Origin of the sequence: Paenibacillus sp. FSL K6-0108, from assembly GCF_045040695.1 — a bacterium.
GTDB classification, from domain to species: domain Bacteria; phylum Bacillota; class Bacilli; order Paenibacillales; family Paenibacillaceae; genus Paenibacillus; species Paenibacillus pabuli_B.
Genome location: NZ_CP150288.1, coordinates 3,007,847 through 3,033,323 on the forward strand (window position 1 = coordinate 3,007,847; position 25,477 = coordinate 3,033,323).

A 25,477-nucleotide genomic window follows, 5' to 3' on the forward strand; every position below is an offset into this window, starting at 1 on the left:
GTTCAGATTGAAAAGTTCATATGGTTCAAAGAGGGTGGCTAGTCAATGGACGGAGGAGGAGAGCCATGACTCGTGTTTCGGTAATGGTCATTCATGGTCTGGGTATGCAAAAGGAGAATTATGCGGATACACTGATTTCGCGTTTGCATAAGGAATTGGATCAGGTTATGGTGTTGCCGGGAGCAGCCAAACAGATGCTGGATATTGAGCCCGTATTTTGGGCTGATGTATTTGAGGATCGGGAAGAAGCGCTGTTTCAGCAGCTTGTCAGCTCTCAGGGTTTGAACTATCAAGTGTTACGTCGATTTGTCATCCATTATCTGGCTGATGCCGTCGCGTATCAACCTGTGGAAAATCAGGGTCACAACTATGATGCGGTACATCATACGCTGAATCGGGCGATGCATGCACTTGCACAGCGGAACGGGCCAGAAACCCCACTCTGTATCATTGCACATAGTTTGGGCGCAGTGATTGCAAGTAATTTTTTCTATGATCTGCAATTTCCGTCCAATCGCACACCTTCCATCGTGGATGTAACTTCTGCGTTGGAACGGGGAGACACCTTAACGAACTTTTATTCCTTTGGAACGACATTGCCATTATGGAGCTTACGGTATCATGATTTTAGCCGCCCGATTCAGGTGCCTTCTCCACTGGCAGGGCAGTACTTTCCTGGGCTTGAAGGGGAATGGATTAACTTTTATGATCGGGATGATATTCTGGGTTACCCGCTGCGCCCTATTGATCCGGCCTATGAGGCAGCGGTCAACGAAGACGTGGAAATTAACTCTGGCGGTGTAATCGGGAGCTGGAATCCGTTGAGTCATGGCGGATATTTCTCGAATGGAGCCATGAATCGGAGAATCGCACAAGGTTTGGCGCGAACGTGGACGTGGGTGAATCGTGGATCACGTTAAATGCCAGGTATGAAGGGAGGACAATAAGGATGGAATGCAGGACAGGCTGTGCCGCATGCTGTATCGCGATTTCGATCTCATCGCCGATACCCGGGATGGCGGGCGGCAAGCCGGCAGGTGTACGCTGTGTACAGCTGACAGAGGACAATCGCTGCGGAATCTTTGGTCAGAAAGAGCGCCCCGCTGTATGCAGCGGATTACAGGCTTCGGAAGAGATGTGCGGCAGCACAGATCAGGAGGCATTTGAACGATTGAGCTGGCTGGAACAGGAAACTGCGCCGAGTTCAGCGTGACAAAGTTGTTTTGAGGGAAAAGGATAATTATACTTAATATGGAAGGAGTTTGAGGAAAGAAAGGGGTATGGGACGAATGGGACTTGCCAAACGATTTGTAATGGTCGTTGTGAATATGATTGGAGAACTGTGGATGGGATTCTACAGGCGAAACTCAGACTTTTATGACGAACAGACATCAGGGGCAAAAAGCAAATTTGGCTATTATGCATTTATTATTGGGGCGGCAACTGTAACCGTGGGTATTGTAAGCTGGATTTATAGTCGGGTTTATTCATAAAATGAGCAAACAAATAAAAGAGAGTATCGATAGGATGAAAATCAGTCGGATACTCTCTTTGGTATGTCCATTTAGGTTTATGTGACCGAAGAGTGAGGGCTCGTCTCTTTTTTCCTCAATAAATGCATGAGAATCATCTTAAGGAGCGAAGAGACAATAAAGAATATAAATAAGATGCGAAACAGCTGATATCCGGACACCACCGAAAGGTTGGCATTGACCTCATGGGCCATGATGCCCATCTGATCCATTCCGCCAGGTGCCATGCTCAGCAATGATGTAGCCGCCGAGAGGGAGAACATCTTCATTAATACATAGCTCAAGCCAAGCGAACCTGCAATGAGGAGAACACTGCTCGTGATTGCGAGTGTTACGGTCTGCATCTTGCGTTGCAGCTGCTCAGGACGAAGCATTAGGCCCACATGACTTCCAATCATCAGTTGCGAAATATTAAGCAGGGACGACGGCAGATTGGGTGTGTGCATCGTTGTGCTTAATTGAATAACACACATGACAATCATGGGTCCAAGCATAAATGCTGTCGGAAACCGAAGCTTGCGTGCAATCCACGCACCAGCGATACAGAGCGGGGCATAGAGCAAGACTTCGGGAAAGAGTGCTGCCCAAGTGGCTGTCTCGATCATTGGCTGATCTGTGCCTCCACCTGTCGTTCCTCCGATCCATGGACTGAACAACAGGAACGGAACACAGAATACAATCATGATCAGCCGCGTGACCTGCAAAAAAGTAACGAGTGTGAGATTGATGGATTTCATCTCATCCGCAAGGGAGACCATCTGGGACAGTCCCCCGGGAATGCTGCCAACCAGCAGGGAAGGGAAGTCAAAGTCTGTCAGCTTTGAAGCAACGTAGGCGGTCAATGTACATAATCCGATCAAGAGTAATGTCATAAGCAGCATCATAGGCAGCTGGTGCAGAATGCCTTGAAGCGCTTCTCCCGTCAGTGTTAATCCGATGGAATAACCCACGATCAGAATGCCGTAGTCCCGAATGGAAGTCGGCCACATGAGCGGCAGCCTGGCAATCTGTGAACCAACCAGCATCAAAATCATCGGTCCAAGAAGCCAAGGGATGGGAGTATGGATTGCGGTAAATAGGAATCCGCCAAGAACAGAGACACCCAAACTTAGAAAAAACCGAAAGACAACGTGGGAACCGAGCTTGTGCATCAGCTCCATCCGCGTTGTCTTTCGGTTGCAAGAGGTACATTGCAGTATAAGTATAAATGAGAGTAAGCGTTTGTTTGAAAATGCAAGGTGCTATACATGTAAGATCACTCCTGATGATAAGATACAATGATTGATCCTTGGACAGTGATGGTAATCGACTCATTACGAAGCAGGACAGGAAGCTGATTTCATCCACTGTCCTGCTGAATGGTTTTCATTTATCTGTTCGCCGCAAGAACACGGGCTGAAGGCTTCGGTTCTTTGAACATCATATAGTACATCAGTGAGGAAATCACGTATAAACTGCCTGTAATGCTGAACGTGATCGCGTAACCCCAATACGTGCCATAAGTGGTTACAAGGTAGGATTGCACGGGTCCCATGGTTGCCCATCCAATCATAAACGCGGTTTGCATTAGTGAATTGGCGATTCCACGGCGTTTGTCCGATACTCTGTCCACCAGAATGGCGGATTGGATCGGGTTGGCTGCATTCATCAGCGCTTGTCTGAATAGGAAACTGACCGAGGCGATGAGCAGCATATTCGTGAAGCCAGTTAACAGAAGGAAGGGCAGGGACATCACCTGAAAGATAACAACAGCCCGAACGCTTCCCACTTTGGCCGCGAGTGTAGGCCCGATCAGCATCGATACAATGGTCATGATCTGACCTAATGAAATGAGCAGACTCATAGCACTTAAGGATACCGAAAAACGGTTGGTAAAATATAAATTCAGATAAGGCACAACCAGCCCGGAACCAAAACCGATTAATAATTGGGTGATTACAAATTGGCCGATCAAACGGGAATCTTTCTTTTGGCTAAGGGTATCAGGGGTATCAATAGTATCATTCTTCCTGCCTTGTTCAGGTGGTGAAACGATAGATGCTTCACCACCTGTTGCAGATGCAGCAGGTTCAGTGATGGGTTGTGACGAAACAGCCGTCTGCAGTGTCTTCTTGTCCTCTGACACAAACAGCATCGGGATAAACGCAACCAGTGTAGCTGCCCCGCCCACAAACAATACCGTCTGCAAACCAGTAACTTTGGCAAGGCCTGCCGTATGAAGCAGGTCTGCAAACACGCCACCACCCAAGCTGCCAAGTACCTGAGAAGCGAGCACGAGGGAGGAGTAATAGCTGAACATCTTCAGCCGTTGACTCTTCTTCACATTCTCAGCAAGGAAAGGAATAGCCAGTACCTGAAATACGCCAGCGAAAAGTCCTGAAAATACAGCAAACCAGATCAGTCCGCTGGCAGAATAATCAAAGGAACGGCCAATCAGAAAGATTCCACTAAACAAGGCGCCAGTAATCAGCAGCCGCTTACGGCTGAATAAATCGCCGCATAGTCCGATAGGAACAAACATAATCGCTGTCGCAAGTGATTGAATACTTACAATCTGGCCGTTCATTGTATCATTGTAGCCGAGACCCTGAATGTACAGATTGTACAAGACAGAGAACATGCCATTTCCGATCTGATACAAGATGCTTGCCAGAAAAAACAATTGAATATTGCGGGACCAGCCCCGAATTTCAGCATGAATCTGTTGTAGAAGTCTCAAGTGGTTTCCCCCAGTCTGCCTGTGCAGTAATTTTAGTTTAACAGGAATGGGGGATTTGCGGAAGAATTGACCACTGTTTATTTTGACATAGAAGATTCCAGTACTCGGGCAATCACAAATCCATCGTAGCCTTTACTGCCTACAGTTTGCAGTGCTGTAGCTTCAAGACGCGGATTATCTGCAATTAATTTCAGGAAAGACTGAACACCCTGAACCCTGTTGTCCGTACTGTCTGCATTGATAACTTCGCCGTCCCTGACGATGTTGTCACCAATAATCAAACTTCCAGGGCGAGCCAGACGCAGCGCCCAACGCAAATAGTCGGGATTACTCGGTTTGTCAGCATCGATGAAGATGAAATCAAAGGGCTCTCTGTACTCTTCCTGAACGTCGGGAAGGGTAGTCAGGGCCGGGCCTACTCGAAGGTCAACCTTGTGCATCAATCCTGCACGTGTAAGGTTGGTACGTGCCATCTCTGCATGGTGTGGCTCAGCATCCAGGGTGACGATACGTCCGTGTTCGGGCAGGGCTCTGGCCATCCAGATCGTACTGTATCCGCCAAGCGTCCCAATCTCCAGCACTCGTGCTGCACCCTGTATTTGGAGCAGAAGCTGAAGCAGCTTCCCCTGATTGGGTGTAACGTCATGAGCTGGCAAGCCGGCCTCGGCATTGGAGTGCAAGGCCTGCTCTAGCAGTGAATCCGAGGGGATTAATAAAGCGCTCAGATAATGGTCAACTTGGCTCCAGGTTTGCTGTTGAGCAGAAACATTCAGATTGTTCAATGTCATCAGTTCCTTTCCGTTTGCATGTATTGGATTTCATACTTCAACTATAAAGCGAATAAATATATAAATAAAATATATATTATGTATGTTAATATAACTTTAGATTATGTAAAGTCGAATGAATGGAGGGGTAACGCTTGAATTTACACGGATTACGCTTGTTTCATGCCATCGTGAGATATGGGGGAGTCACGCGTGCGGCGGAAGAACTCAAAATTAGCCAACCAGCGGTATCTTCTCAGGTGAAGAAATTTGAGCGGGAATTGGGCATTCCTTTATTTGTTACGGAGGGAAGGAGATTGGTTCTTACCGATGCAGGAATACAATTAACTGGCTACGCGGAACGTCTGTTCATGCTGGAACAGGATGTCGAGAACTTTGTACAGGATTTTCGGGCGGGGAAGAAAGGCATGATTCGTCTTACTGCAACGTATTTGCCTTCGAATTTTCTGCTGCCGGGCTGGATTGCCCGTTTCAAGCAAATGCACGAGGATGTGGAGCTGGTTGTAAGCACAACCAATACCCGGATGGCTTTTGACCAACTGCTGCGTTATGAGGCCGACATTGCGATTTATGGTGGAAGTGGCATTACACATTCAGGTGTTCATTGGGACGAATTGTTTGAAGATGAGATGTGGTTTGTGGTACATCCGGATCACCCCTATGCGGGGAAGGAAATTGAACTTCGGGAGATGGTGGCGGAGCCCTTCATCATGCGCGAAGAAGGCAGCGCTACACGGGAGCGTCTGGTCTCTCTTTGCACAACGAATAACCTGACCGCTCCCCGTATTGCGCTTCAGTTCAATGGGTTGAACGAAACGATCAGTGCGGTGAAGGCAGGTTATGGAGCCAACTTTATTTCTTCTCTGGTTGTTAAGGATGATGTGCAGCAAGGCAGACTGGCACGTGTGTTCGTTCGAGGTGTACAGCTCAAAAACACGGTAGCTGTATGTACACGAGCAGGCGAAGTATTATCTCCTGCTGCTCAGCATCTGGTTGAACTCATCAGACAGGAAGCATCATCGATGAAATGAATCGTTCAATAATTGCATGAGAGCGAACGTTGAATGTTATCCGTCGCTTTTTTTGGTGGTACCTCTGGAGTAGAATCGGGCGTACAGGGTGACTCCACCAACGATCAGGACAGGTATCCAGACTGCTATCATGGGTACGTGGTGGAACAACATCGCAGCTAGAATAACGCCGCCCAAATAGATCACAACGGCACCTGCACGAAGGTAGGAATCTACTGATAGTGCTTTGACCAGCGAGCGGATATTGGCGTGCCGCAGTCGCTGAAGGATGCTTACCGCATCCTCAACCACGGCGGCCAGATTATTGGTGAGCACGGTCGTCGAGATGCCGGCAATTCCAATGCGGCGTGCAGCAGTCGTTTGCATCCCCATGGCTGTGGCCAGCATGGCAATCAGCAGATAGGATAGTTGTTCGGAATATGGACTGATCATGGCGATGGCAAAGAGCAGAAGCAATATACTTTCTACAGTGAACACGGTTGTGACCCGGGAAGACCAGCCATTTTTCGTCTGCATATGTCCAATCATGTGTGCCGCGATGGCATTTCCGGCGATAAAACCAATGAGGGCAACGAGTGCACGCAGTACAACAAATTCCTGAGCACGGGCAATCGCGATCCCCAATAGCACAATATTGCCCGTCATATTGGCTGTAAGCACATGTCCCAGCCCCAGGTATCCGATCACATCGACCATTCCGGCAGACATGCACAGCAGCAGCATAGCGTACCTTTGGAGGGTATTTTGATACATGGTTTATCCGTCCTTTCCAAAAACGTAACCCCTCCAGTATACATCCACAACGCAAGGTCCTTCAAAATGAAGTTTATGATGCAAGGCAAATTTCTCTCAGCAGCAAAATGTTTAAATCGTCCCTACCTAGAACCTATGGTGCTGCAAGCCAGTCGAACATATTGTTCACTGCCGCTTCGTGCATCCTCTCCTGAAAACGATGATCCTGTCCTCCGTAAGCATGAAACGTTACGTCGGTAACTCTACGTTTCAGCCAATGATACATCCGCGTTCCATGAGTGTAGTTCACCTGCGTATCTGATGTGCCGTGCATAATCAGCACAGGACAGTGAAGTTTGTGTGCCTTCGACAACGGAGAGCGGGCCAGATAAGCTTCCGGAACGGATCTCGGCGAACCGCCAAGCACTCTTTTCAACGTACGTCTCAAGTCAGTTCGTTCATGATAGGTGCGTTCCACATCGGCGACACCGCTCCAGAGCACCAATTTATGTACCTGCCCGGGTCCTTCATTATAGGTCGTTGCTGTATGTACGGCATTAATGGCTCCACGCGAAAATCCCATTAATGAAATTCGTTCGGTATCAGCAAAAGGCCACCCTTGCACAAGCCGGTAAGCGGCATGTACATCCTCGGCATCTCGTCCACCATATTCGTCATGTCCTTCGCCCCCCTCGTTACCACGATAAGACGGAGCGAACACGATATAACCTTTATTGACGAATTGTTCCAGCCAAGCCGTATTCACCCCACCATAGTTGCCCAGCCCGCCACGGCAATAGATCAGAACCGGCCACCTGGCACCATGATTTTCCTTGGTTTGTTGTTTTACAGGAGGATAGCGGCTTGCGAGCTGTTGCATTTGCATGGGTTCTTCTGTTGTGGCGAAGCCTTGTAGGGCTGAACTGGAATGAGCGTCTTCAAAGCCGGAGGATGTGGCCAAGGAGCACCCGTCTGGCAGGCATAAATAGCCTTTTACCCGAAGCGCATCGGACGAATATGTCACATGATAGAGCAGGAGGATCGACTTCTTTCATCGGAAATGGCTAGCTAATGGACAATGACTCTTTTATAGGATACGCCTAAACCTGATTGCCATACCTTTCGGAAAGTAACAGCAGTTCGGTGCGAGAAATTCGTTTATTGGCTCCATATGATTTATAATAGTTCAGGAGACATGCGGATTGACCTCTGTCCTCTTTATTTATAAAACTAACTTTAGTGTGCATGAAGAAAGGAAGAAAACCATGATGAACGCTCCACATCCGATTGATCAATTCAAGAAATTTAAATATGAAATTACGAGATTTATGATGATCTATAAATTTGCTTTGGATCAAATGGAGACTAAAATTGAGGTGCTGAAGGAAGAATTTCAGTCCCTGCATGATTACAGCCCGATCGAACATACCAAATCCCGATTAAAGTCACCTGAGAGCATTATGAACAAGATGTTCCGTAAAAATCATGAATTAACCTTTGAGAGTATCAAGAAAAATATTAAGGATATCGCCGGTGTGCGTATTACCTGCTCCTTTATCTCCGATATCTACCGGATTAAGGATATGCTGTGCAATCAAAGTGACCTGCGTGTGCTTGAAGTGAAAGATTATATCCAGAATCCGAAGCCAAACGGTTACCAGAGCCTTCATCTTTTGGTTGAAGTGCCTGTATATATGTCCAATGGAGAAGAGCGGGCGTGTGTGGAAATCCAGATTCGTACCATTGCGATGGATTTCTGGGCGAGTCTGGAGCATAAAATCTTTTATAAATACAATAAGGATGTTCCCGAACGTTTAACAAAAGAACTGAAAAGTGCAGCAGACTCTGCGAACGCACTGGATCAGCAAATGGAGAGATTGCACAGGGAGATTCAGGAGATCAAGGACGCCGAGAATGAGCGGGATGAAGAAGAGCTGCGTCGTATTATCATTAACAATCAACAGTTCACGTTACCCTCCAATCTTCTGAAGCTGCTGGGAGACGGGGGACACTAGGAAACGAGAACTACCGCAGGGAAAGGAATATGTTTTAATATGAAAAGTACACCAGTCTCATTAAGCAGCAATGCTGCATCCCGTGTACGAATGGCATTGATTCTGGGGACACTGTCGGCCTTTGGCCCGCTGTCCCTGGATATGTATTTGCCAGCACTGCCCACACTGGCCGATGAATTCCAATCATCTACTTCTTATGCCCAGCTCAGTCTTACGGCATGTATGGTCGGACTCGCGGCAGGGCAGCTGCTTGCAGGACCCTTGAGTGATGTGCGTGGTCGTCGTACACCGCTTATTGCGGGCCTTATACTTTATACGATTGCTTCCATACTCTGCCTGGTCAGCCCAACGATGGGCTCCTTTGTTGTGCTGCGTTTCATTCAGGGTGCAGCGGGAGCTGCGGGAATTGTCATCTCGCGTGCAGTGGTAAGGGATTTGTATTCCGGACCGGAGTTAACCCGGTTCTTCTCCCTCTTAATGCTGATTAATGGGGTCGCTCCGATTGCTGCACCAATTATCGGTGGGCAATTGCTCGCTTATACTTCATGGCGAGGCGTATTTATTTTGCTGAGTATCATCGGTATTTTGACTTTAGTTGCTGTCGTGTTTGGTCTCGGAGAGACACTGCCTATTGAACGCCGATCAAGCGGAGGACTGAAACAGACGCTGGTTACATTCCGCAAAATCGCAGGAGATCGCCTGTTTATGGGATATGCTTTAACCCAGGGGTTTGTATCTGCTGGCATGTTTGCCTACATATCGGGATCGCCGTTTGTGCTTCAGAAAATATATGGCATCTCTCCGCAAATGTTCAGTGTCTGTTTCGCCATTAACGGTCTGGGCATCATTCTGGCAAGTCAAATCGCCGGAAAGCTGGCCGGTAAAGTATCTGAAACCCGCTTATTAATCGCAGGGCTGCTAACTGCTGCTCTGGGAGGAACATCGCTGCTGATCGCCATTCTGGCGGGAGGCAATCTGATTACGGTCCTGATTCCGTTATTTCTTGTGGTATCCAGTGTGGGTCTGGTTAATACGGCTTCCTTCGCACTGGCGATGGCCAATCAGGAGAAATCGGCAGGCAGTGCCTCAGCACTTATTGGGGTAATGACGTTCCTGTTCGGCGGTATTGTCGCTCCGCTTGTAGGTCTTGGAGGAGAGGGCACAGCGGTACCAATGGGCATTGTAATTGCTTGTGCGGACCTTGGTGCATTACTGATTTATTTTGTAATGGTAGGCAAAGGCAAGAGAGGGAAACATCAGGGTAAACAGCAGCTGGCGTGAATCTGGATTTGCGCTGTTGTCTGGCTAGGATAATGAATCACTGTCAATAATCATAAACGAGAATGACCTAAAAAAAGCGCTCCAAGTGGAAGGTTTCTGTCCTTCATCTGGAGCGCTTGTTCATATTCGAACAATGCTTTAGCAGAAAGCAAACAAAATCTGTGTATTGACCAGGATGCCTGGAGTCAGGAACGGGTAGAAGTATCCCACGACAAAACCGAACAAATTGATGGCTGGCCACATCAGGTAAACATCATTGTACGTAAATACAAGAGACCAGCGGTTGTAACAGAAATTTTGCAATACACGCTGCTCAGGATCACGAGGCGTTGCTACTCCTGTTTGGGCAAATTGCACAGCCTGGGTCAAATTCTGAGGCTGTTGCTGGATAAATTGCGGTAGAAGGCCGGGGCTGCTTTTGATCAGATTGTAGAGAAATACCATCTCAGCTGGTGGCTGCCCAACCGGACGTGGATAGGCGCTTAACAGGGTAGGCAGATTACCTTGTGACAACTGTGCGGGAACGCCTAGAACCGTACCTTGGCCTCCTCCTGGAAAGAACGGCGGCTGTCCCCCGGTGGTACCACCTGGAAAGTATGGGGGAAACGATCCTTGTCCACCGGGGATTCCTTGGATGGGCTGCCCTCCCTGGCTGCCACCCGGGAATAATGCAGGAAACTGTACAGAGCGGTCTTCACCGTAACCTGCATAGGTATGATTGATGTAATCCATCTACGAACATCCTTCCTGTCGTCGTATTCTGAAAACATCATATGGCGGCATTCGCCCAAAGGTGAATGGATCTGGAGCTATCGATCATTGTAAAAGTAAAACCGGATTGACAACTCAGTTGATAACAATTATCATTGTCAATGGAAGTGGACAAGTACATACAGGAATCATATACCGGAGAGTATAGGGCTCTTTTTAAATTTGCCATACCAGCTCATATTGAGGTGTTCACCATGAAAGGGGATAATCACGTGTTGAAGAGTAATAAAAAAGGGATCATGCTGCTAATCACGATTATGGTCATGTCATTGTGGCTGGCTGCATGCGGAACGAAGTCCGCAGATAATAGAACTGCAGGAGGAGAAACAAATACAACAACGGAGACTGAGACTCAGACAGAAGCTCCAACAGAACGAACAGTAAAAGATGCTCAGGGTCATGATGTAACGATTCCAGCCAATCCACAGCGCGTTATCGCTTCCTATCTCGAAGATCATCTGGTAACACTTGGCGTTAAGCCAGCTGCACAGTGGTCAGTCCGTGATGGCAGCAGTGTGCAGGCTTATCTTCAAGAAAATCTGAACGGAATTCCTACAATTGCAAGCGAACTTCCTTTTGAAGCTGTTGCCAGCTTCTCGCCGGACCTGATCATTATGGGTTCCGAAAGTACAGTAGAAGGGGAGAAGTACGAACAATACAATAAAATTGCCCCGACTTATGTACTTGGTGATGATGTGAACAAGGATTGGCGTCAGGCTCTTTTGAAAATAGGCGAGCTGTTGAACAAATCAGATGAAGCTCAAAAAGCTCTTGACGATTACGATGCAAAAGCAAAAGTAATTAAGGAAAAGGTGGCTGCCGCAACAGGTGGTACGAAAACTGCAGCGGCACTCTGGCTCTTTAATAACAAGTTTTATGTGGTTAGTAACAATGTCTCCAGTGGTGAAGTCATGTACAATGAACTCGGACTACTACAGCCGGAAGTTGTGAAGGAAATATCGGCAAAAGCAACAGGGAACTGGTCCGAGGTTTCTTTGGAAAGAATCGCAGATATGAATGCTGACTATCTCTTCCTGGTTAACAGTGATAAGGGAACAGGGGCAGAAGCATTGAAAGATGCAGTTTGGCAAAGTATTCCTGCTGTGAAAAACGGAGAAGTATACGAGTTTGAGAGCACAAGCAGCTGGTTGTATAGCGGAGTGCAAGCAAACACCCAAATTCTGGAGGATATCCAGAAAAGCATTGTTAAATAAATGAAATAGCACATGATATGTGCTGCACATCATTGTACAATTCTCTGGTGTCCACGGGCATCAGGGAGTTTTTTTGTTTTTTTAGTATAACCCGATATATACTTACGAAGTAACAGTGTCCGTATGGGAACTATTCGTTCCCGATTAAGAAAGGGGATACGTCTATGATGTATACATTGAATCCAAATGATCTGACGAGCAGGGATAATTATAAACTGATGAGTGGTTCGGTAGTGCCGCGACCGATTGCTTTTGTCACAACCATTTCAGAGGACGGCAGCGTCGTGAATGCAGCTCCGTTCAGTTTCTTTAATGTCGTTAGCTCCGATCCGCCGTTGTTGTCCATTTCCATTAACCGTAAGGATGGAGTGATGAAAGATACTGCCCGCAATGCAATTGAAGGGAAAGAGCTAGTCGTACATATCTGCGACGAATCGATCGTTAACGAAATGAACGAGACAGCAGCACTACTTGAGCCGCATGAGAGCGAGCTGGAGCGAACCAGCCTGACGACGGTACCCAGTTCAGTTGTGGCGGTGCCCGGAATACAGGAAGCGCTTATTCGGATGGAGTGCAGACTGTATCAGCATATTCCGATATCGAACGATGAGGGGAAACCTGTGAGTGATCTGCTTCTGGTTCGCATTGTGCAGTATCATTTCAGAGAGAACGTGTATGATCCTGCCACCAAGTATATATTAATGGATCAGCTGAAACCGATCAGCAGGCTGGCCGGGAATGACTATGCCAAACTTGGCGAGAGATTTACGGTGGTCAGACCGGAGTAACAGCGGAGCAGGTTGAACGACCTGTTGATGGATGGGTCTGAATAAGAAATAAAAATATTATTCTCCATTTAATAAGACGGACAACATGTGCGGAATTCGCATATGTTGTCCGTCTTTGCTTGTTTTGTGAACATAAAGGGGGTAAGTCTCGAATAGACTTGTACTATATCCTGCACATGTGACATGAACCTATTTTATATATAAGGAGGTTGGAGCCGATGAACCAACGTGATGGAACCTTAACCGCAAGTATCATGGGAATTGGAACAGCATTGCCTGTTCACCGCATTGAGCAAAAGGATGTCTCTGCTCGGCTCGCACAAGCGCTGGAGCATGAACCAGATTCCAGACGATGGGCCAAGCGTATATTCAACCAGTGTGGTGTCGAGACACGTTATACATGTGAACCGAACCTGCTGGAGCCTGTAGAGTCTTGCCGTTATCTGCCCTTTACTCAGATGGAGAATGTTCCAACCACAGCTGAACGTATGGCCAAATATAAGAAGGCTGCCGTTCCGCTTGGAATTCAGGCAGCACATCAGGCACTTGAGGATGCTGTCGTTTCAAATTCGGAAATTACACATCTTATTACGGTCAGCTGTACAGGGCAATTCCTGCCTGGTCTTGATGTACGACTGATTCAGCAGCTTGAACTAGCGCCGCGCATAAACCGAATTCCGCTTGTTTTCCAAGGATGCGCTGCTGGTCTGAAGGCTGTACAGTTGGCGAATTCGATTGTAACGAGTGATAAAGATGCCAAGGTTCTTATCGTATGTGTGGAGCTGTGCACCCTTCACTTTCAGCCTTCCGCCAAGCGGGATGACCTGTTTGCAGCGTCCTTCTTCGGGGATGGTGCATCTGCCTGTGTTGTGGGCCTGTCCGGAACAGGACGCAAAGAACTGTTCAGATTGGGTAACGGGCAATCCGCGCTGCTGCCAGACTGTTCGGAAGAGATGATCTGGGAAGTCGGCAACACCGGATTCGATCTGTATCTCTCACCACAGATTCCGAAGCTTCTCGGTTTACATCTTGGTCCAGAGCTTGAACGATCACTGAACGGAAGTAATCTGCCGGAGATCTGGGCGATCCACCCTGGAGGCCGAGGCATTGTGGACGCGGTGCAAAAGCTGTACAAGCTGTCGGATGAGACGGTCGCATACAGCCGAAACATTTTACGGGATTATGGAAATTTATCCTCTGTGACGATTTTGTTTGTTTTACAAGCCATCCGCCATGATTATTGTAAAAGGGAAGAAGCCTCCAGCGGAATTGCCCTTGCCTTTGGACCGGGACTTACGGCAGAATTGCTTCCTTTTACTTATATTCCTGCACCCGTTGAGGAAAGAGAACCAGTGAATCAAGGCATGATTTAAAAAGAAAAGAATCTACCATTCTGATATCAGAGGAGCTTGGGTATGGGTTATCGCAGCCTTGCTGTCCTCATTAGCCGATATCCGCGGTTTATTATTCTCAGCTGGGTATTTGTCATCGGGATGTCAGCCGTCTGGGCGTGGAAGCTGCCTGGCATTGTCCAGGATCATGGATTGAATTTGAACCAGGGAGATGCTCATGCTGTAGAGCTTATTCTGGAGGAAGAGTTCCATGTTCCTGCTGATCCGGTTATTCTTCTATTTGAAAAAAAGACAGGCACTACCCCCGCCGAATTCCGGGATTGGATTAAAGATCGTCTGCAACAAGTGCATACACTTTCAAGTGTAACGTCCATCATCTCTCCACTTGAATCGCGTGATAGCCTAATGCTGCGGGGGGATGCGGCGTATGCTTTGCTGGCGTTTGATGTTCCGCCTCACAAGATGGGTCCTCCGCTTGAACAGCTGCGTTCCTTGCTTACAACAGACGGTCCGGGAACGATCCGAATAACTGGGAAATCTGTTGTACAGCAGGATGTAAACCGTCTCAGTTTTCGCGATTTGGAACGGGCAGAGGTTGTGGGATTGCCGCTTGCCTTTTTTATTTTGTGTTTTGCATTTAGAGGACTTTATGCAGCGCTGATTGCAGTCATGATGGGAGTATCCGGCGTCATAACGGCAATGGGAGTTACATCCCTGATGGGTTACCATTCGGCGCTCTCCAACTTTGTAATCAACGTCATTCCGATGGTGGGAATGGCGCTCAGCATAGACTTTGCCCTGATTATTCTCAGCAGATTCAGGGAGGAACTCCAACGTGGTCAGAATAGTGAAGAAACAGTTATGGGGGACGAGGAACTTCTCCAGAGAATGCTGTGCACCGCGGGAAGAGCCGTATTCTTTTCTGCGGCTTGTGTGCTGTTAGGACTGCTCGGTCTGCTATGGATTAGATTGCCGATGTTCCTGAGTGTTTCCCTGGGAGCCATTATCGTACTGGTCATATCGGTCCTGCTAAATATAACATTGCTGCCAGCCATTCTATCCCTATATTCTGTGAGAATCTTTAGACAACCATCTGGGAATTTTATCTCCTCAAAACAGGGGCAGTACCAACAAACGCTGCAGTCACGTTCGATCTGGTCATTCTGGTCAGGCATGATTATGAAACGGCCTGTTCGGATGGCTCTGCTTGGAACGGGTGCGCTGCTTATTTTTGTTCTACCGGTTGCCCGGTTAGAGATCGCCATTCCGGATGCTTCTTCTTTGCCTGACAGAATGGAGTCTCGCCAAGCGGCAGAGCAGATTCAGCGCATTTTTGGACAAAAGGACGTCTCTGCTGTAGAGATTGTAATTGGCGGAACGGCAGAGCCGTTGACCTCATACCACTGGCGAATGGCATGGAGTAAAATGCGAGAGCTTCAGCAGGATTCGAATGTGATTGCTGTTGAATCCGCATGGGGAATCATGCTGCCGGACAAGCTCTCAGACCAAGCTCAAACTCATATCAAATCGCAAATGAACATTCCATCACTATCTTTGCGTGAAGCACTGAAAGAAACCGCATCTCAGCCGCCTGCTTGGCTGCGTTCATATGTGTCCGACTACTCTATTCGTATTGTAGCTTCCATTCACGGAGCACCTGGTTCCGATGAGGCTGCATCCTGGCTCGAACAGATAAGGGCAAAGGACATCGCTAACTCCATTCCCTTCATCCCCCTGCGTTATGGGGGAGAAGCAGTCATGCAGCATGAAATCATGCAAGAGGTCTCTGGACAACTGCCCAAAGTGCTGGTGTTTGTTGTGGTATCGAATTATCTCGTATTGCTCGCTGCTTTCCGGTCATTGCTTATTCCAATCAAAGCCATTCTGATGAATCTGCTCAGCCTGGCTGCTTCGTTCGGCGTGCTCGTCCTCGTGTTCAATCAGGGACATTTTGGCATGGAGTCATCGGCAATTGCGATCATGATTCCCGTATTCATTGCCGGGCTTGTATTTGGAATCTCGATGGACTATGGCGTATTTATGCTGACTCGCATTCAGGAGGTTTACAGACGAACAGGAGATAGTGATCTGGCCGTACAGCAAGGACTGGCTTCAACCGGACGTCTCATTACATCGGCAGCGGCGATTCTGCTGGCAGTGACTGTCCCATTTGCCTTTGCTGACGTGGCGGGTGTCAAACAGCTGGGAATCGGAATTACCGCGGCGGTGTTCCTTGATGTAACCATGATCCGTCTGGTATTGGTTCCAGCACTCATGAAACTGATGGGCAGATGGAATTGGTGGCTACCAGGGACAGGGAATAAAGACTGACATCATCGTTCGTGAAACTTGCTATTATGACGTGTACAGTTTAGAGACATGATCAATAAGGATGTTCTCGGAGCCTGAAGATCAGGTATGTGAGAACATCCTTTTTTTCATCAAAATAGTGTGAATTCAGCCCAAAACAGGCAATAATGTTCAATTCACCGACTGTACTGTGATTTATAATAGACTGGACAAGTCCAACATATATCTTTTTACATACGTCTATATAAATTGAACAAAACATGTACACGAGAACGGAGAGGACAGAAATAACCTGAAGAAGCGGAGCTGCAAGCTTTATGGAAGGAAGAAAGCTGCATCGGAAGCATACACCTCGCCTTTATCCCCGGATGTTCCCCTTTGAAAAAGGGAATTCAAAAAATCTGGGGATAACAGCGATCGGAAGGTTGTTCTGTCATCGGAGTGGCAAGTGTAAATATTCTTTAGTTCAATTTATATATCAATTGAATCCACTGGAGGGATGAACGGTAATGTCGGATATTGAATCCTATCTGCAAAAACAAACAACCCCGCGCGGACGTTCCGCTTATCAGGCGGGCCAAGCTCTTGAGCAATGGCGCAGCCAGTTGCGCACACGGATTATAGAACGGCTGGGCGGTTTCCCGTCCGTGGCGGCGGAGCTGAATCCCGTATTGCTCGAACGCACTGTATGTGACGGCTATATCCGAGAACGGGTTGAGATTACGACCTATGCGGGGCTGCGCATGCCCATTTATATGCTGATACCGGATATGGTAAGCGCTACCAAAGAATCACGCCCAGCCATTATAGCCTGTCATGGACACGGGTATGGCAGCAGAGAGATCTCAGGTATGGAACCCGACGGTTCACCGCGTAGTGGAGAGCCTGGCTTGCATAAAGACTTTGCCGTCGCTCTTGTACAGCGTGGATATGTGGTTGCGGCGCCTGAATTGCTTGGATTTGGTGACCGCAGGCTGGAGGAGGATCGAGATGCACCACCCGGCGCAAGCTCATGTACCAAAATTGCCGCCCATCTGCTCATGACAGGGCAGACGCTTGCTGGGCACCGAATCTATGAAACGATGCGTGTACTGGATTACGTAACCACACGTCCTGAAGCTGATCCAGCACGGATCGGCAGCATGGGCATCTCGGGTGGCGGACTTGTGACGGCATTCACTGCTGCGCTGGATGAACGCTGCCGTGCGGCTGTCGTGAGTGGTTACGCAAGTACATTCCAAGGCAGCATATTGGATAGAAATCATTGTCTCGACAATTACATTCCAGGAATTCTGAGGGAGGCAGAGCTGCCGGATATCATAGGGCTGATCGCACCGAGGCCGCTATTTATTGAAGCTGGAAGTGAAGATCAGGTATTTCCGCTGCCAACAGCAAAAGAAGCTTATACACGATTGACAGAAATTTATGAACAGGCGGGAGCACAGAAATGGCTCGATGCAGACTTTTTTACAGGTGGCCATGAGATCAGTGGAGCGAAAGCCTATGACTGGCTGGATAATGTTCTGTAGGGCAATCCTATATAAATGAACCTTTGAGAGGAGAGTTTAGTTATGAAATGGTCAAAATCCGTGCGGTATTTGCTCTGTCTTACCCTGTTTACTAGTCTGATTGGAGGTGCTCTGGCAGCTAATGGAGGACAGGTCGCCCAAGCTGCCGCGAATGAGTACAAATTTGACTTTGGCGCGGGTGCAGTTGAGAACGGTTACACTGGTGTATCAGCAACAGAGGCCTACACTTCAGCGAAAGGTTATGGATTTAATACACCTGCCAATATGCGTAATGTCACTGCCTCTGGAACAGGTGTTGCAAGCGATGCCGTACAGTTTGTAACTTTTGGAACGAAGAGTACGAATACGTTTAATGTGGATCTGTCCAATGGTCTGTACGAAGTCAAAGTGATCCTGGGCAATACAGCCAGATCAAGTGTGGCAGCAGAAGGGGTATACCAAATCATTAATATGACGGGTAATGGGGCGACTGATCAATTTCAAATTCCGGTGACGGATGGGCAGTTAAATCTGCTGGTAACGGAAGGAAAAGAAGGCACGGCATTTACACTCAGCGCACTTGAAATCCGGAAAATATCGAATCAGACGGTGAACAACCGTACGATCTATATTGGCGGCGATTCAACAGTCTGCAATTATTATCCGCTCAGCACCAGTGTACAGGGTGGCTGGGGCCAGCTGTTTCCTTCCTACGTGAATACCAGTACATTTCAGATTCGCAATATGGCCTCAAGTGGCCAAATTGCCAGAGGTTTCCGAGATGATGGTCAGATGGAAGCCATTCTGAAGTATATTAAACCAGGAGACTACTTTATTTTGCAATTAGGGATTAATGATACAAATGCCAAGAACAATACAACGGAAGCGGAGTTCAAGGAGATCATGCGCGACATGGTACGTCAGGCCAAAAATAAAGGAGCCACCGTCATTCTATCGACGCCTCAGGGTCGGGCAACTGATTTCAATTCATCCAATGTGCATACTGCGGAAAATCGCTGGTACAATGCATCAACGCGTGCACTGGCGCAGGAAGAGGGCGTGACACTTGTAGAACTGAACAAACTCAGTTCCACTTATTTCACTTCCATTGGACCTGCTGCAACACTGGCCTTGTATATGACAGGGGATACGCTGCATCCGAATCGGGAAGGGGCTTCCCAGCTTGCAAGAATCGTTGCTGCCGATCTGAGAAGACAGGGACTGGACGGATTTTGAGCCGGTTAAAATAAAGCTTCGTTCCACTGCTCCACAAACATAGATTGGACTAAGCTGAATCGTATAAACCAACATACCCCCGGGACAGCACGTAATATGCAGCATGTCCCGGGGGTATCTGATTGTAAGAACCAAGTGATTATTCCATCATATCCTTGGCCTCGTGGTTGACCTTTTTACCTTTCAAGAGCGGTTCAAGTTCATCCTGCACACTCTGCTCCCATAAAGGTACGTCTGTGCGATAGGCAGCCCGCCCGTTCAGATGTCCGGCTACCGGTGCTGTGATAAAGACAAACATAATGCCGAGCAATACCCTGGCGCTGATATAGTTATCGTAATACCAGAAGAAGAGAAACGCTCCGCTCAGCACACAAAGTACGCCGAGTGTAGTGCTTTTGGTGGCGGCATGCGCTCGTAAATATACATCGGGCAGCCGGATTAATCCGAACGCGCTAAATGCACTCAGTAGTGCTCCAAGCAAGACAATGAGCCCAATGACAAGTCCGGCGGTTCCATCAACGATCTCCTTCATTTTTGAATACCGCCCCCCGTTCAATGTATCGTGCAAATGCAACAGTGCTTAGAAAAGCGAGAATACCAATCAACAGAATAATATCCAGATAAGCTTGGGTATGAAGCATCATGCATAGAACAGCAACGATGGCAATGACGTTAATACCGATCGTATCCAGTGCCGTAATCCGGTCTGCCATGGAGGGTCCCCGCAGCACCCGGTACAGACAGCCCAGAATGGCCAACGAGAGAATAAGCAGGGAAATGAACAACAGTGAGGATAACATTATCGTGTCACCTCCATAATGGCTTTTTCGAACGTATTTTTGATATCATCACTCATTTTCTGTTCGTCTTTGATATCCAGTGCGTGAATAAACAATTTGCGTTGATTTCCGGAAATTTCCAATGGCAGGGAACCTGGTGTTAGTGAAATGAGTAGGCACAGCAATGTAACTTCCCAGTCAGAGGACAGCTGTGTCTGATAGGTGAATATGCCGGGTCGAATATCCAGCTTCGGCTTCACAATCTGGCGAATAACTTCAATACTGGCCCGCACCAGTTCCTTGAACAGTAAGACAATCAGCTTGATGATCGCCCAGACACGAACGATATAGAAGCGTTGCGGAAAGAAACGTCGCATGCTCCCAATCAGCAGCAGACCCAGCAGAAAACCCGTGAGAAAACCAACACCATTCCACGCGTTATTCAGAAACATCCACACAAAGGTAATGATCAGATTCAGTACAATCTGAAAGGCCATACGCATCTACTCCTTCAACACTGCATCAATATAAACATTGGGATGCAGCAGAATGTCGCCTGCGCGGGAGGTCAGTTGGAACATGCCCTCAGCCCCCACACCCATCGCGATGATGAACACAAACAGAATTCCGGCAGGGATGAGCAGGCCGTTCACGGCATAAGGTCTTCTCACTGCGCCTGTCGGCGGTTCACCCCAGAACGCCTGGATGAAGATGCGAAGAACCGAATACAACATCAGCAGACTGGACAGGACGGCGATGCCTGTCAGTCCGTACAGACCTGCCTGCAAACCGCCTTCAAATAGCAACAATTTCCCAGGAAATCCACTGAACGGAGGAATACCTGCCAGAGCAAGTGCGCTGATGAAGAACATCCAGCCAAGCAGTGGATAGCGGTGAATCAGCCCGCCCATATTGTCGAGCTTGGAGGTGCCTGCGACCGCGATCAGAGCGCCCCCGAGCAGGAATAGCAGTGTTTTGATGAGCATATCATGCAGCATGTAGAAGAGCAGACCTTCCAGTGCAGGACGGCTGGCAGCAGCCATCCCGAAGGCTACAAATCCCACCCCTGCGATCACGTTGTAGATTAGAATTTTATTGACGTCACGATAGGAAATTGCCCCGATTACCCCTAGAACCATCGTTGCTCCAGCCATCCAGCCGATAAGGGCGTGGAAGAAGTCCGGATCGTGATAGAAAATCAGTGTGAATGTTCGCACAATGGCGTACAGGCCAACTTTGGTCAGCAAACCGGCGAATAGGGCGGTGACCACTGCCGGAGGGGCTGCGTAAGAGCCGGACAACCAGAAAAACAGGAACAGTCCGGCCTTAATGCTGAATACGATCAGGAAGAGGACAGCGATCAAGGTGATGACTCCACTCTGCCCAACTTCGGCGATCCGATTGGACAAGTCGGCCATGTTTAATGTGCCGGTAACAGAATAGAGGAAGCCAATAGAAGCTACAAAAAGCGCTGAAGAAACAATGTTAATCAAGACATACTTGATCGTTTCCCGTAGTTGTCTTTCCGTACCTCCTAATACAATCAGTGCATAAGAAGAGATGAGCATCAGTTCAAAGCAAACAAACAGGTTAAACAGGTCTCCGGTAAGAAACGAACCGTTCACGCCCGCAATCAGGAAATGAAAGAACGGGTAAAAATGATGTTCTTCCCGTTCCTTATTCACACTGCGGAAGGCATAGAGCAGACACGCCAGTGCAATGATCGAAGCGGCCACAACGAGCAAGGCCGATACCATATCTGCAACAAGTACAATCCCGTAGGGTGGTTCCCAACCTCCCATATTGAGTGTCTGTATGCCGGACTGTGCCACTTGAGTAATCAGCATGATTGAAGCGGCTGCTGTCAGCAAAAGGCCAACAACACTCACAACCCGCTGGATGCTTATCCGCCGGAAGAACAGAAGGGCTATAACCCCGGTAATCAGTGGCAGCAGAATGGGCAGAACAACGAGATTATTCATAAGGACGCCCCCTTACTTCTTCCATATCGTCTGTTTTCAGCTTCAAATAGGATCGATAGGAGAGTACAAAGAAAAAGGCGGTAAGTCCGAAATTAATGACAATGGATGTTAATATTAGCGCCTGGGGAAGTGGATCGACGTAGCGTTCTGCGTGTTCCCCAAGCAGCGGCGGTGCTCCCGTTTTGAGACGGGACATCGTAATCAGCAGCAGATGCACCCCGTGAGTGAGTATGGACATGCCGAGCACAATTCGGAGCAGGCTCCGCGATAAGATTAAAAAGACGGCGACTGCAAACAAAATGCCAACGGCCACACACATCAATATTTCCATATCAGCGATCCTCCCCGATCTGTAGAATGATATTCATGGTGACTCCCAGAACGGCGAGATATACGCCGAGGTCAAACAGCATCGCAGTTGCAAGTTCCGTCTCTCCAAGTATTGGAAGATCGAAGTAACCAAAGGTCTGACTGAGGAAGGGTACGCCGAACAAAAACGAACCTGCTCCAGTCAATAAGGCGATGCCCAGCCCGATGGCTGTCAAGGTGCGAAAATCAATAGGTAACGCTTTGCGTACGGTATCTGTACTGAACGCCAGCGCAATTAAAACCAGACCTGCGGCGGTTACCAGGCCTCCAATAAACCCGCCACCCGGGTTATGATGTCCTGCGAAGAACAGATGCAGCGCGAATGTCAGAATGATAAAGACAACAACTTTGGTCGTCGTTTGCAACAATACATCGTTGCTTTGAAGTGGTACGGTATCCCACGTTGACGAGCTGTGTTCACGGTTGCCATACTTTTTCGTATTGTCCGATTTGTCATCCGTATCTTCTTCGGTTTCTTCAGTCTGTTCTTTCTTGCGAAATTTCAGTCTAGCGCCAAGGTCCCTCGCTTCGAGATTCAAGTTAATCATGGAATAGATGGACAGTGAAGCCACCCCAAGCACCATTATCTCGAGTAAGGTATCGAATCCTCGGAAGTCTACCAGTAGCACGTTGACGACATTTTTACCGCCAGCCAAGTTGTAGCTCTCCTGAATGAAAAAGTCGGAAATGCTCTCCAGTGACGCGGTTCCGCTCGCTGCCAAGGCAACAAAGGTCATTACGATCCCAACTGCAACCGCAACAATCATATTCACACGAAGATAACGTCGGCTTGATTTGCCCCGTTGCAGTTCAGGCAGATGGTAGAAGCAGAGCAGGAATAACGCAACGGATACCGTTTCGACAATCATCTGAGTCAATGCCAGATCCGGCGCTCGGAACAGCACGAACAGTAAAGTAACGAGGTAGCCTACTGCGCCTGTCATAATGACGGCGGATAGCCTGTTTTTGGCAAAAGGGATCGATACCGCTGCCGCAATCAGTGCGACGAGCAGTACTGCTTCATAGAAAGAGAAGGGGGCATTACCCTTGAAATTCCAGGTGATATTTTCCCCTGAGCGGAAAAAAGCATACACCAGCAATGCTACGGTGAACGAGAAAATGTACACCAGATAATTACGAACCGAGCCATTCATATAGGCTTCCGTCCATTTGCGTGCATAATGCTGAAGATTATCGAGTACGACATGATACATATTGTTTATCGTTAAAGCTTGAGGGTAGTGCTCATAAATCGTTCTCCAGCGAGGCAGCAGTTTGTACAATGTAATACCAAGGGCGATAACACCGATAGTCATGATTAATTCCGGTGTAATGCCATGCCAGAGGGAGAAGTGAACATCAAAGTGTTCATTTCCGTTCAGCAGTGATGGAAGTACAGCAGCCATCGCCGGTTCAATTAATGATCCAGCCAGCAGATTCGGGAACAAGCCGAATAGGATGACGAGTATTACGAGAATAACTGGAGAAATCAGCATACCGACTGGAGCTTCGTGCAGCTTCTCGACAGGAAGCTCGCTGCGCGTGCGGCCAAGGAATGTTTTGAACACAATAATAAGCGCATAGATCAGAGTGAACACACTTGCGAGCCAGGCGAACACAGGTAAGAGCACACTCCATGACCCGAGTCCAAAGATGCTAAGGTGTGTTACTTCCACCATAGCCTGGAAGAACAGCTCCTTGCTGAGAAATCCATTAAAAGGCGGAATTCCGGCCATGGCGAGTGCTCCGACGAGCGCTACCGTAAAGGTCACTGGCATAAATGAAGCAAGTCCGCCGAGTTTCCTTATATCGCGCGTGCCTGTCTCATGATCCACAACGCCAACAACCATGAATAGTGCCGCTTTGAAGGTAGCGTGATTGAACAGATGAAGCAGTGCTGCCGTAATGGCAACTGTGTACATCGCGGAGGATTCGCCATATCCGAAATAGATGGCCGCAGAGCCAACGCCGAGCAGGGACATGATTAGACCAAGCTGTGAAATGGTTGAATAGGCCAGAATAGCCTTAAGGTCAGTTTTTTTCACGGCAAGGAATGATCCATAACACAGGGTGAGCAGTCCAACCCCGGTGACAAGCCAGAACCATAATCCCTGTCCACCAAAGATTGGTGTAAATCGTGCTACGACATAGAGTCCCGCCTTGACCATGGTAGCCGAATGCAGATAGGCGCTGACGGGTGTTGGAGCTTCCATGGCGTCAGGCAGCCAGATGTGGAAAGGGAACTGCGCCGATTTCGTGAAGGCCCCGATTAGTATGAGCACCAGAGCGGGCAAAAACAGTTCACTACTCTGAATCTGTCCCCATTCCGTAATGGTTGCCCGGATGCTGAATGTACCCGTCATAAGATACATCAGCATGAATCCGGCAAGCATGGCGAAACCGCCAAATACGGTAATGAGGAACGACTTCTGTGCGCCTGAGGTGGACGCTTTGCGTTTGTAGTGAAAAGCGATCAGGAGAAAGGACGTAATACTGGTCAACTCCCAGAATCCGTACAACACAATCATATTGTCTGATAGCACCACGCCAAGCATGGCTCCCATAAACATCAGCAGATACAAGTAAAAGCGGTTCAAGGCTTCTTTGGCATCCATGTAGTAAATGGAGTAAAGGACGACAAGAGACCCTACTCCCGTGATTAACAAAGTCAGCAGCAGACTTAGACCATCCAGATATAGATTGAATCCAATGTCCAGTGAAGGAATCCAGGGGAGATACCCAGATACCGTGTTTCGCTGAGACACAGCGGGTACGAGGCTCGCAAAATAAACAAATAATAAGGCAGGGACAAATAAAACCAGCCATCCCATATGGGTTTTTCGGAAGAAACGATGCAGCATGGCAAGTACAATACCAGCGGCAAAAGGCAGAATTACAGCAACATGAAGCAGGCTCAACATTACACCTCCAATGACTGAATTTCTAGTGCTCTTTGTTGTAATGAGCAGGCGCGATCAGCGATGTGACATGCTTGCTCTTTATATTCATAACCCAAGTATGTATATACAGAATCGTGACTATTCTTTGAATGGAAGAAACAGGGTGCAAA

24 protein-coding genes are annotated in these 25,477 nt (G+C 48.1%); 12 read left to right on the plus strand and 12 right to left on the minus strand.

The annotated features are described in order from the left end of the window. The first annotated feature begins 65 nt into the window (after positions 1–65). Genes MHB49_RS13985 through MHB49_RS13995 form a run of 3 tightly spaced genes read left to right on the plus strand, consistent with a single transcriptional unit; the run spans position 66 to position 1,493 of the window. Positions 66–920: a chemotaxis protein gene (locus tag MHB49_RS13985; RefSeq protein ID WP_405156522.1), complete on the plus strand. Its 855-nt coding sequence runs from the start codon at positions 66–68 to the stop codon at positions 918–920. 29 nt (positions 921–949) lie between these two features. Further along, on the plus strand, positions 950–1,213 hold the full coding sequence (locus tag MHB49_RS13990; protein WP_247902442.1) for a YkgJ family cysteine cluster protein: 264 nt from the start codon (positions 950–952) through the stop codon (positions 1,211–1,213). 49 nt (positions 1,214–1,262) lie between these two features. After that, on the plus strand, positions 1,263–1,493 hold the full coding sequence (locus MHB49_RS13995) for a hypothetical protein (protein ID WP_405156523.1): 231 nt from the start codon (positions 1,263–1,265) through the stop codon (positions 1,491–1,493). A gap of 77 nt (positions 1,494–1,570) precedes the next feature. Here MHB49_RS13995 and MHB49_RS14000 read toward each other — a convergent pair whose 3' ends face one another. The 3 genes from MHB49_RS14000 to MHB49_RS14010 form a co-directional block, all read right to left on the minus strand. After that, the gene (locus tag MHB49_RS14000; protein ID WP_405156524.1) at positions 1,571–2,692 is read right to left on the minus strand and encodes an AbrB family transcriptional regulator; all 1,122 of its coding nucleotides are present in this window, start codon (positions 2,690–2,692) and stop codon (positions 1,571–1,573) included. Positions 2,693–2,901: 209 nt separating this feature from the next. Next, positions 2,902–4,251 (minus strand): MFS transporter, encoded by a 1,350-nt coding sequence (locus MHB49_RS14005; RefSeq protein WP_405156525.1) that lies wholly within the window; start codon positions 4,249–4,251, stop codon positions 2,902–2,904. Positions 4,252–4,328: 77 nt separating this feature from the next. After that, positions 4,329–5,039, minus strand: coding sequence for an O-methyltransferase (locus MHB49_RS14010; protein WP_405156526.1), 711 nt, complete (start codon positions 5,037–5,039; stop codon positions 4,329–4,331). A 134-nt stretch (positions 5,040–5,173) separates the two neighbouring features. Between MHB49_RS14010 and MHB49_RS14015 the strand changes: the two genes are divergently transcribed. After that, positions 5,174–6,070, plus strand: a complete 897-nt coding sequence (locus tag MHB49_RS14015; RefSeq protein WP_247902447.1) for a LysR family transcriptional regulator — start codon at positions 5,174–5,176, stop codon at positions 6,068–6,070. A gap of 36 nt (positions 6,071–6,106) precedes the next feature. On the opposite strand, the gene MHB49_RS14020 is transcribed toward MHB49_RS14015, so the two are convergent. Both MHB49_RS14020 and MHB49_RS14025 read right to left on the minus strand, forming a co-directional pair. After that, positions 6,107–6,823, minus strand: coding sequence for a YoaK family protein (locus MHB49_RS14020; RefSeq protein WP_405156527.1), 717 nt, complete (start codon positions 6,821–6,823; stop codon positions 6,107–6,109). 133 nt (positions 6,824–6,956) lie between these two features. Then, on the minus strand, positions 6,957–7,826 hold the full coding sequence (locus MHB49_RS14025; protein WP_405156528.1) for an alpha/beta hydrolase family protein: 870 nt from the start codon (positions 7,824–7,826) through the stop codon (positions 6,957–6,959). 244 nt (positions 7,827–8,070) lie between these two features. Between MHB49_RS14025 and MHB49_RS14030 the strand changes: the two genes are divergently transcribed. Continuing rightward, the gene (locus tag MHB49_RS14030; RefSeq protein ID WP_247903137.1) at positions 8,071–8,817 is read left to right on the plus strand and encodes a GTP pyrophosphokinase family protein; all 747 of its coding nucleotides are present in this window, start codon (positions 8,071–8,073) and stop codon (positions 8,815–8,817) included. Positions 8,818–8,856: 39 nt separating this feature from the next. After that, a complete protein-coding gene (locus MHB49_RS14035; RefSeq protein WP_405156529.1) occupies positions 8,857–10,098 on the plus strand; it encodes a multidrug effflux MFS transporter in 1,242 nt (413 codons plus the stop codon). A gap of 138 nt (positions 10,099–10,236) precedes the next feature. On the opposite strand, the gene MHB49_RS14040 is transcribed toward MHB49_RS14035, so the two are convergent. Beyond that, positions 10,237–10,830, minus strand: a complete 594-nt coding sequence (locus MHB49_RS14040) for a hypothetical protein (protein ID WP_405156530.1) — start codon at positions 10,828–10,830, stop codon at positions 10,237–10,239. Positions 10,831–11,081: 251 nt separating this feature from the next. Between MHB49_RS14040 and MHB49_RS14045 the strand changes: the two genes are divergently transcribed. The 6 genes from MHB49_RS14045 (at position 11,082) to MHB49_RS14070 (ending at position 19,277) form a co-directional block, all read left to right on the plus strand. Next, a complete protein-coding gene (locus tag MHB49_RS14045; protein ID WP_405156531.1) occupies positions 11,082–12,083 on the plus strand; it encodes an iron-hydroxamate ABC transporter substrate-binding protein in 1,002 nt (333 codons plus the stop codon). Positions 12,084–12,250: 167 nt separating this feature from the next. Beyond that, positions 12,251–12,871, plus strand: coding sequence for a flavin reductase family protein (locus MHB49_RS14050; protein ID WP_247903138.1), 621 nt, complete (start codon positions 12,251–12,253; stop codon positions 12,869–12,871). 218 nt (positions 12,872–13,089) lie between these two features. Then, the gene (locus MHB49_RS14055; RefSeq protein WP_405156532.1) at positions 13,090–14,244 is read left to right on the plus strand and encodes a type III polyketide synthase; all 1,155 of its coding nucleotides are present in this window, start codon (positions 13,090–13,092) and stop codon (positions 14,242–14,244) included. 42 nt (positions 14,245–14,286) lie between these two features. Beyond that, on the plus strand, positions 14,287–16,554 hold the full coding sequence (locus MHB49_RS14060) for an MMPL family transporter (RefSeq protein ID WP_405156533.1): 2,268 nt from the start codon (positions 14,287–14,289) through the stop codon (positions 16,552–16,554). Positions 16,555–17,042: 488 nt separating this feature from the next. Then, on the plus strand, positions 17,043–18,062 hold the full coding sequence (locus tag MHB49_RS14065; protein WP_405156534.1) for an alpha/beta hydrolase family protein: 1,020 nt from the start codon (positions 17,043–17,045) through the stop codon (positions 18,060–18,062). A gap of 42 nt (positions 18,063–18,104) precedes the next feature. After that, positions 18,105–19,277 carry a rhamnogalacturonan acetylesterase gene (locus MHB49_RS14070; protein WP_405156535.1) on the plus strand — a complete coding sequence of 391 codons (1,173 nt, stop codon included), beginning with the start codon at positions 18,105–18,107 and terminating at the stop codon, positions 19,275–19,277. Positions 19,278–19,416: 139 nt separating this feature from the next. On the opposite strand, the gene mnhG is transcribed toward MHB49_RS14070, so the two are convergent. Genes mnhG through MHB49_RS14100 form a run of 6 tightly spaced genes read right to left on the minus strand, consistent with a single transcriptional unit; the run spans position 19,417 to position 25,325 of the window. Further along, a complete protein-coding gene (gene mnhG, locus MHB49_RS14075) occupies positions 19,417–19,809 on the minus strand; it encodes a monovalent cation/H(+) antiporter subunit G (protein ID WP_405156536.1) in 393 nt (130 codons plus the stop codon). Beyond that, entirely contained in the window at positions 19,793–20,077 is a 285-nt protein-coding gene (locus tag MHB49_RS14080) for a Na(+)/H(+) antiporter subunit F1 (RefSeq protein WP_247902457.1), read from the minus strand. Before MHB49_RS14080 ends, mnhG begins: the two co-directional genes overlap by 17 nt. After that, positions 20,077–20,553 carry a Na+/H+ antiporter subunit E gene (locus tag MHB49_RS14085; RefSeq protein WP_405156537.1) on the minus strand — a complete coding sequence of 159 codons (477 nt, stop codon included), beginning with the start codon at positions 20,551–20,553 and terminating at the stop codon, positions 20,077–20,079. Before MHB49_RS14085 ends, MHB49_RS14080 begins: the two co-directional genes overlap by 1 nt. Positions 20,554–20,559: 6 nt before the next feature. Next, positions 20,560–22,038 carry a Na+/H+ antiporter subunit D gene (locus tag MHB49_RS14090; RefSeq protein WP_405156538.1) on the minus strand — a complete coding sequence of 493 codons (1,479 nt, stop codon included), beginning with the start codon at positions 22,036–22,038 and terminating at the stop codon, positions 20,560–20,562. Beyond that, entirely contained in the window at positions 22,031–22,369 is a 339-nt protein-coding gene (locus MHB49_RS14095; protein WP_090896831.1) for a Na(+)/H(+) antiporter subunit C, read from the minus strand. Before MHB49_RS14095 ends, MHB49_RS14090 begins: the two co-directional genes overlap by 8 nt. Position 22,370: 1 nt before the next feature. Continuing rightward, on the minus strand, positions 22,371–25,325 hold the full coding sequence (locus MHB49_RS14100; protein WP_405157132.1) for a Na+/H+ antiporter subunit A: 2,955 nt from the start codon (positions 25,323–25,325) through the stop codon (positions 22,371–22,373). Positions 25,326–25,477 lie beyond the last annotated feature (152 nt).

Bases quoted from the DNA above. Each gene is read 5' to 3' on its own strand.
- MHB49_RS13985 (WP_405156522.1), top strand. From the start codon at position 66: ATGACTCGTGTTTCGGTAATGGTCATTCATGGTCTGGGTATGCAAAAG.
- MHB49_RS13990 (WP_247902442.1), top strand. From the start codon at position 950: ATGGAATGCAGGACAGGCTGTGCCGCATGCTGTATCGCGATTTCGATC.
- MHB49_RS14000 (WP_405156524.1), bottom strand. From the start codon at position 2,692: ATGGAGCTGATGCACAAGCTCGGTTCCCACGTTGTCTTTCGGTTTTTT.
- MHB49_RS14010 (WP_405156526.1), bottom strand. From the start codon at position 5,039: ATGACATTGAACAATCTGAATGTTTCTGCTCAACAGCAAACCTGGAGC.
- MHB49_RS14020 (WP_405156527.1), bottom strand. From the start codon at position 6,823: ATGTATCAAAATACCCTCCAAAGGTACGCTATGCTGCTGCTGTGCATG.
- MHB49_RS14030 (WP_247903137.1), top strand. From the start codon at position 8,071: ATGAACGCTCCACATCCGATTGATCAATTCAAGAAATTTAAATATGAA.
- MHB49_RS14035 (WP_405156529.1), top strand. From the start codon at position 8,857: ATGAAAAGTACACCAGTCTCATTAAGCAGCAATGCTGCATCCCGTGTA.
- MHB49_RS14040 (WP_405156530.1), bottom strand. From the start codon at position 10,830: ATGGATTACATCAATCATACCTATGCAGGTTACGGTGAAGACCGCTCT.
- MHB49_RS14050 (WP_247903138.1), top strand. From the start codon at position 12,251: ATGTATACATTGAATCCAAATGATCTGACGAGCAGGGATAATTATAAA.
- MHB49_RS14055 (WP_405156532.1), top strand. From the start codon at position 13,090: ATGAACCAACGTGATGGAACCTTAACCGCAAGTATCATGGGAATTGGA.
- MHB49_RS14060 (WP_405156533.1), top strand. From the start codon at position 14,287: ATGGGTTATCGCAGCCTTGCTGTCCTCATTAGCCGATATCCGCGGTTT.
- MHB49_RS14065 (WP_405156534.1), top strand. From the start codon at position 17,043: ATGTCGGATATTGAATCCTATCTGCAAAAACAAACAACCCCGCGCGGA.
- MHB49_RS14070 (WP_405156535.1), top strand. From the start codon at position 18,105: ATGAAATGGTCAAAATCCGTGCGGTATTTGCTCTGTCTTACCCTGTTT.
- mnhG (WP_405156536.1), bottom strand. From the start codon at position 19,809: ATGAAGGAGATCGTTGATGGAACCGCCGGACTTGTCATTGGGCTCATT.
- MHB49_RS14080 (WP_247902457.1), bottom strand. From the start codon at position 20,077: ATGTTATCCTCACTGTTGTTCATTTCCCTGCTTATTCTCTCGTTGGCC.
- MHB49_RS14085 (WP_405156537.1), bottom strand. From the start codon at position 20,553: ATGGCCTTTCAGATTGTACTGAATCTGATCATTACCTTTGTGTGGATG.
- MHB49_RS14090 (WP_405156538.1), bottom strand. From the start codon at position 22,038: ATGAATAATCTCGTTGTTCTGCCCATTCTGCTGCCACTGATTACCGGG.
- MHB49_RS14095 (WP_090896831.1), bottom strand. From the start codon at position 22,369: ATGGAAATATTGATGTGTGTGGCCGTTGGCATTTTGTTTGCAGTCGCC.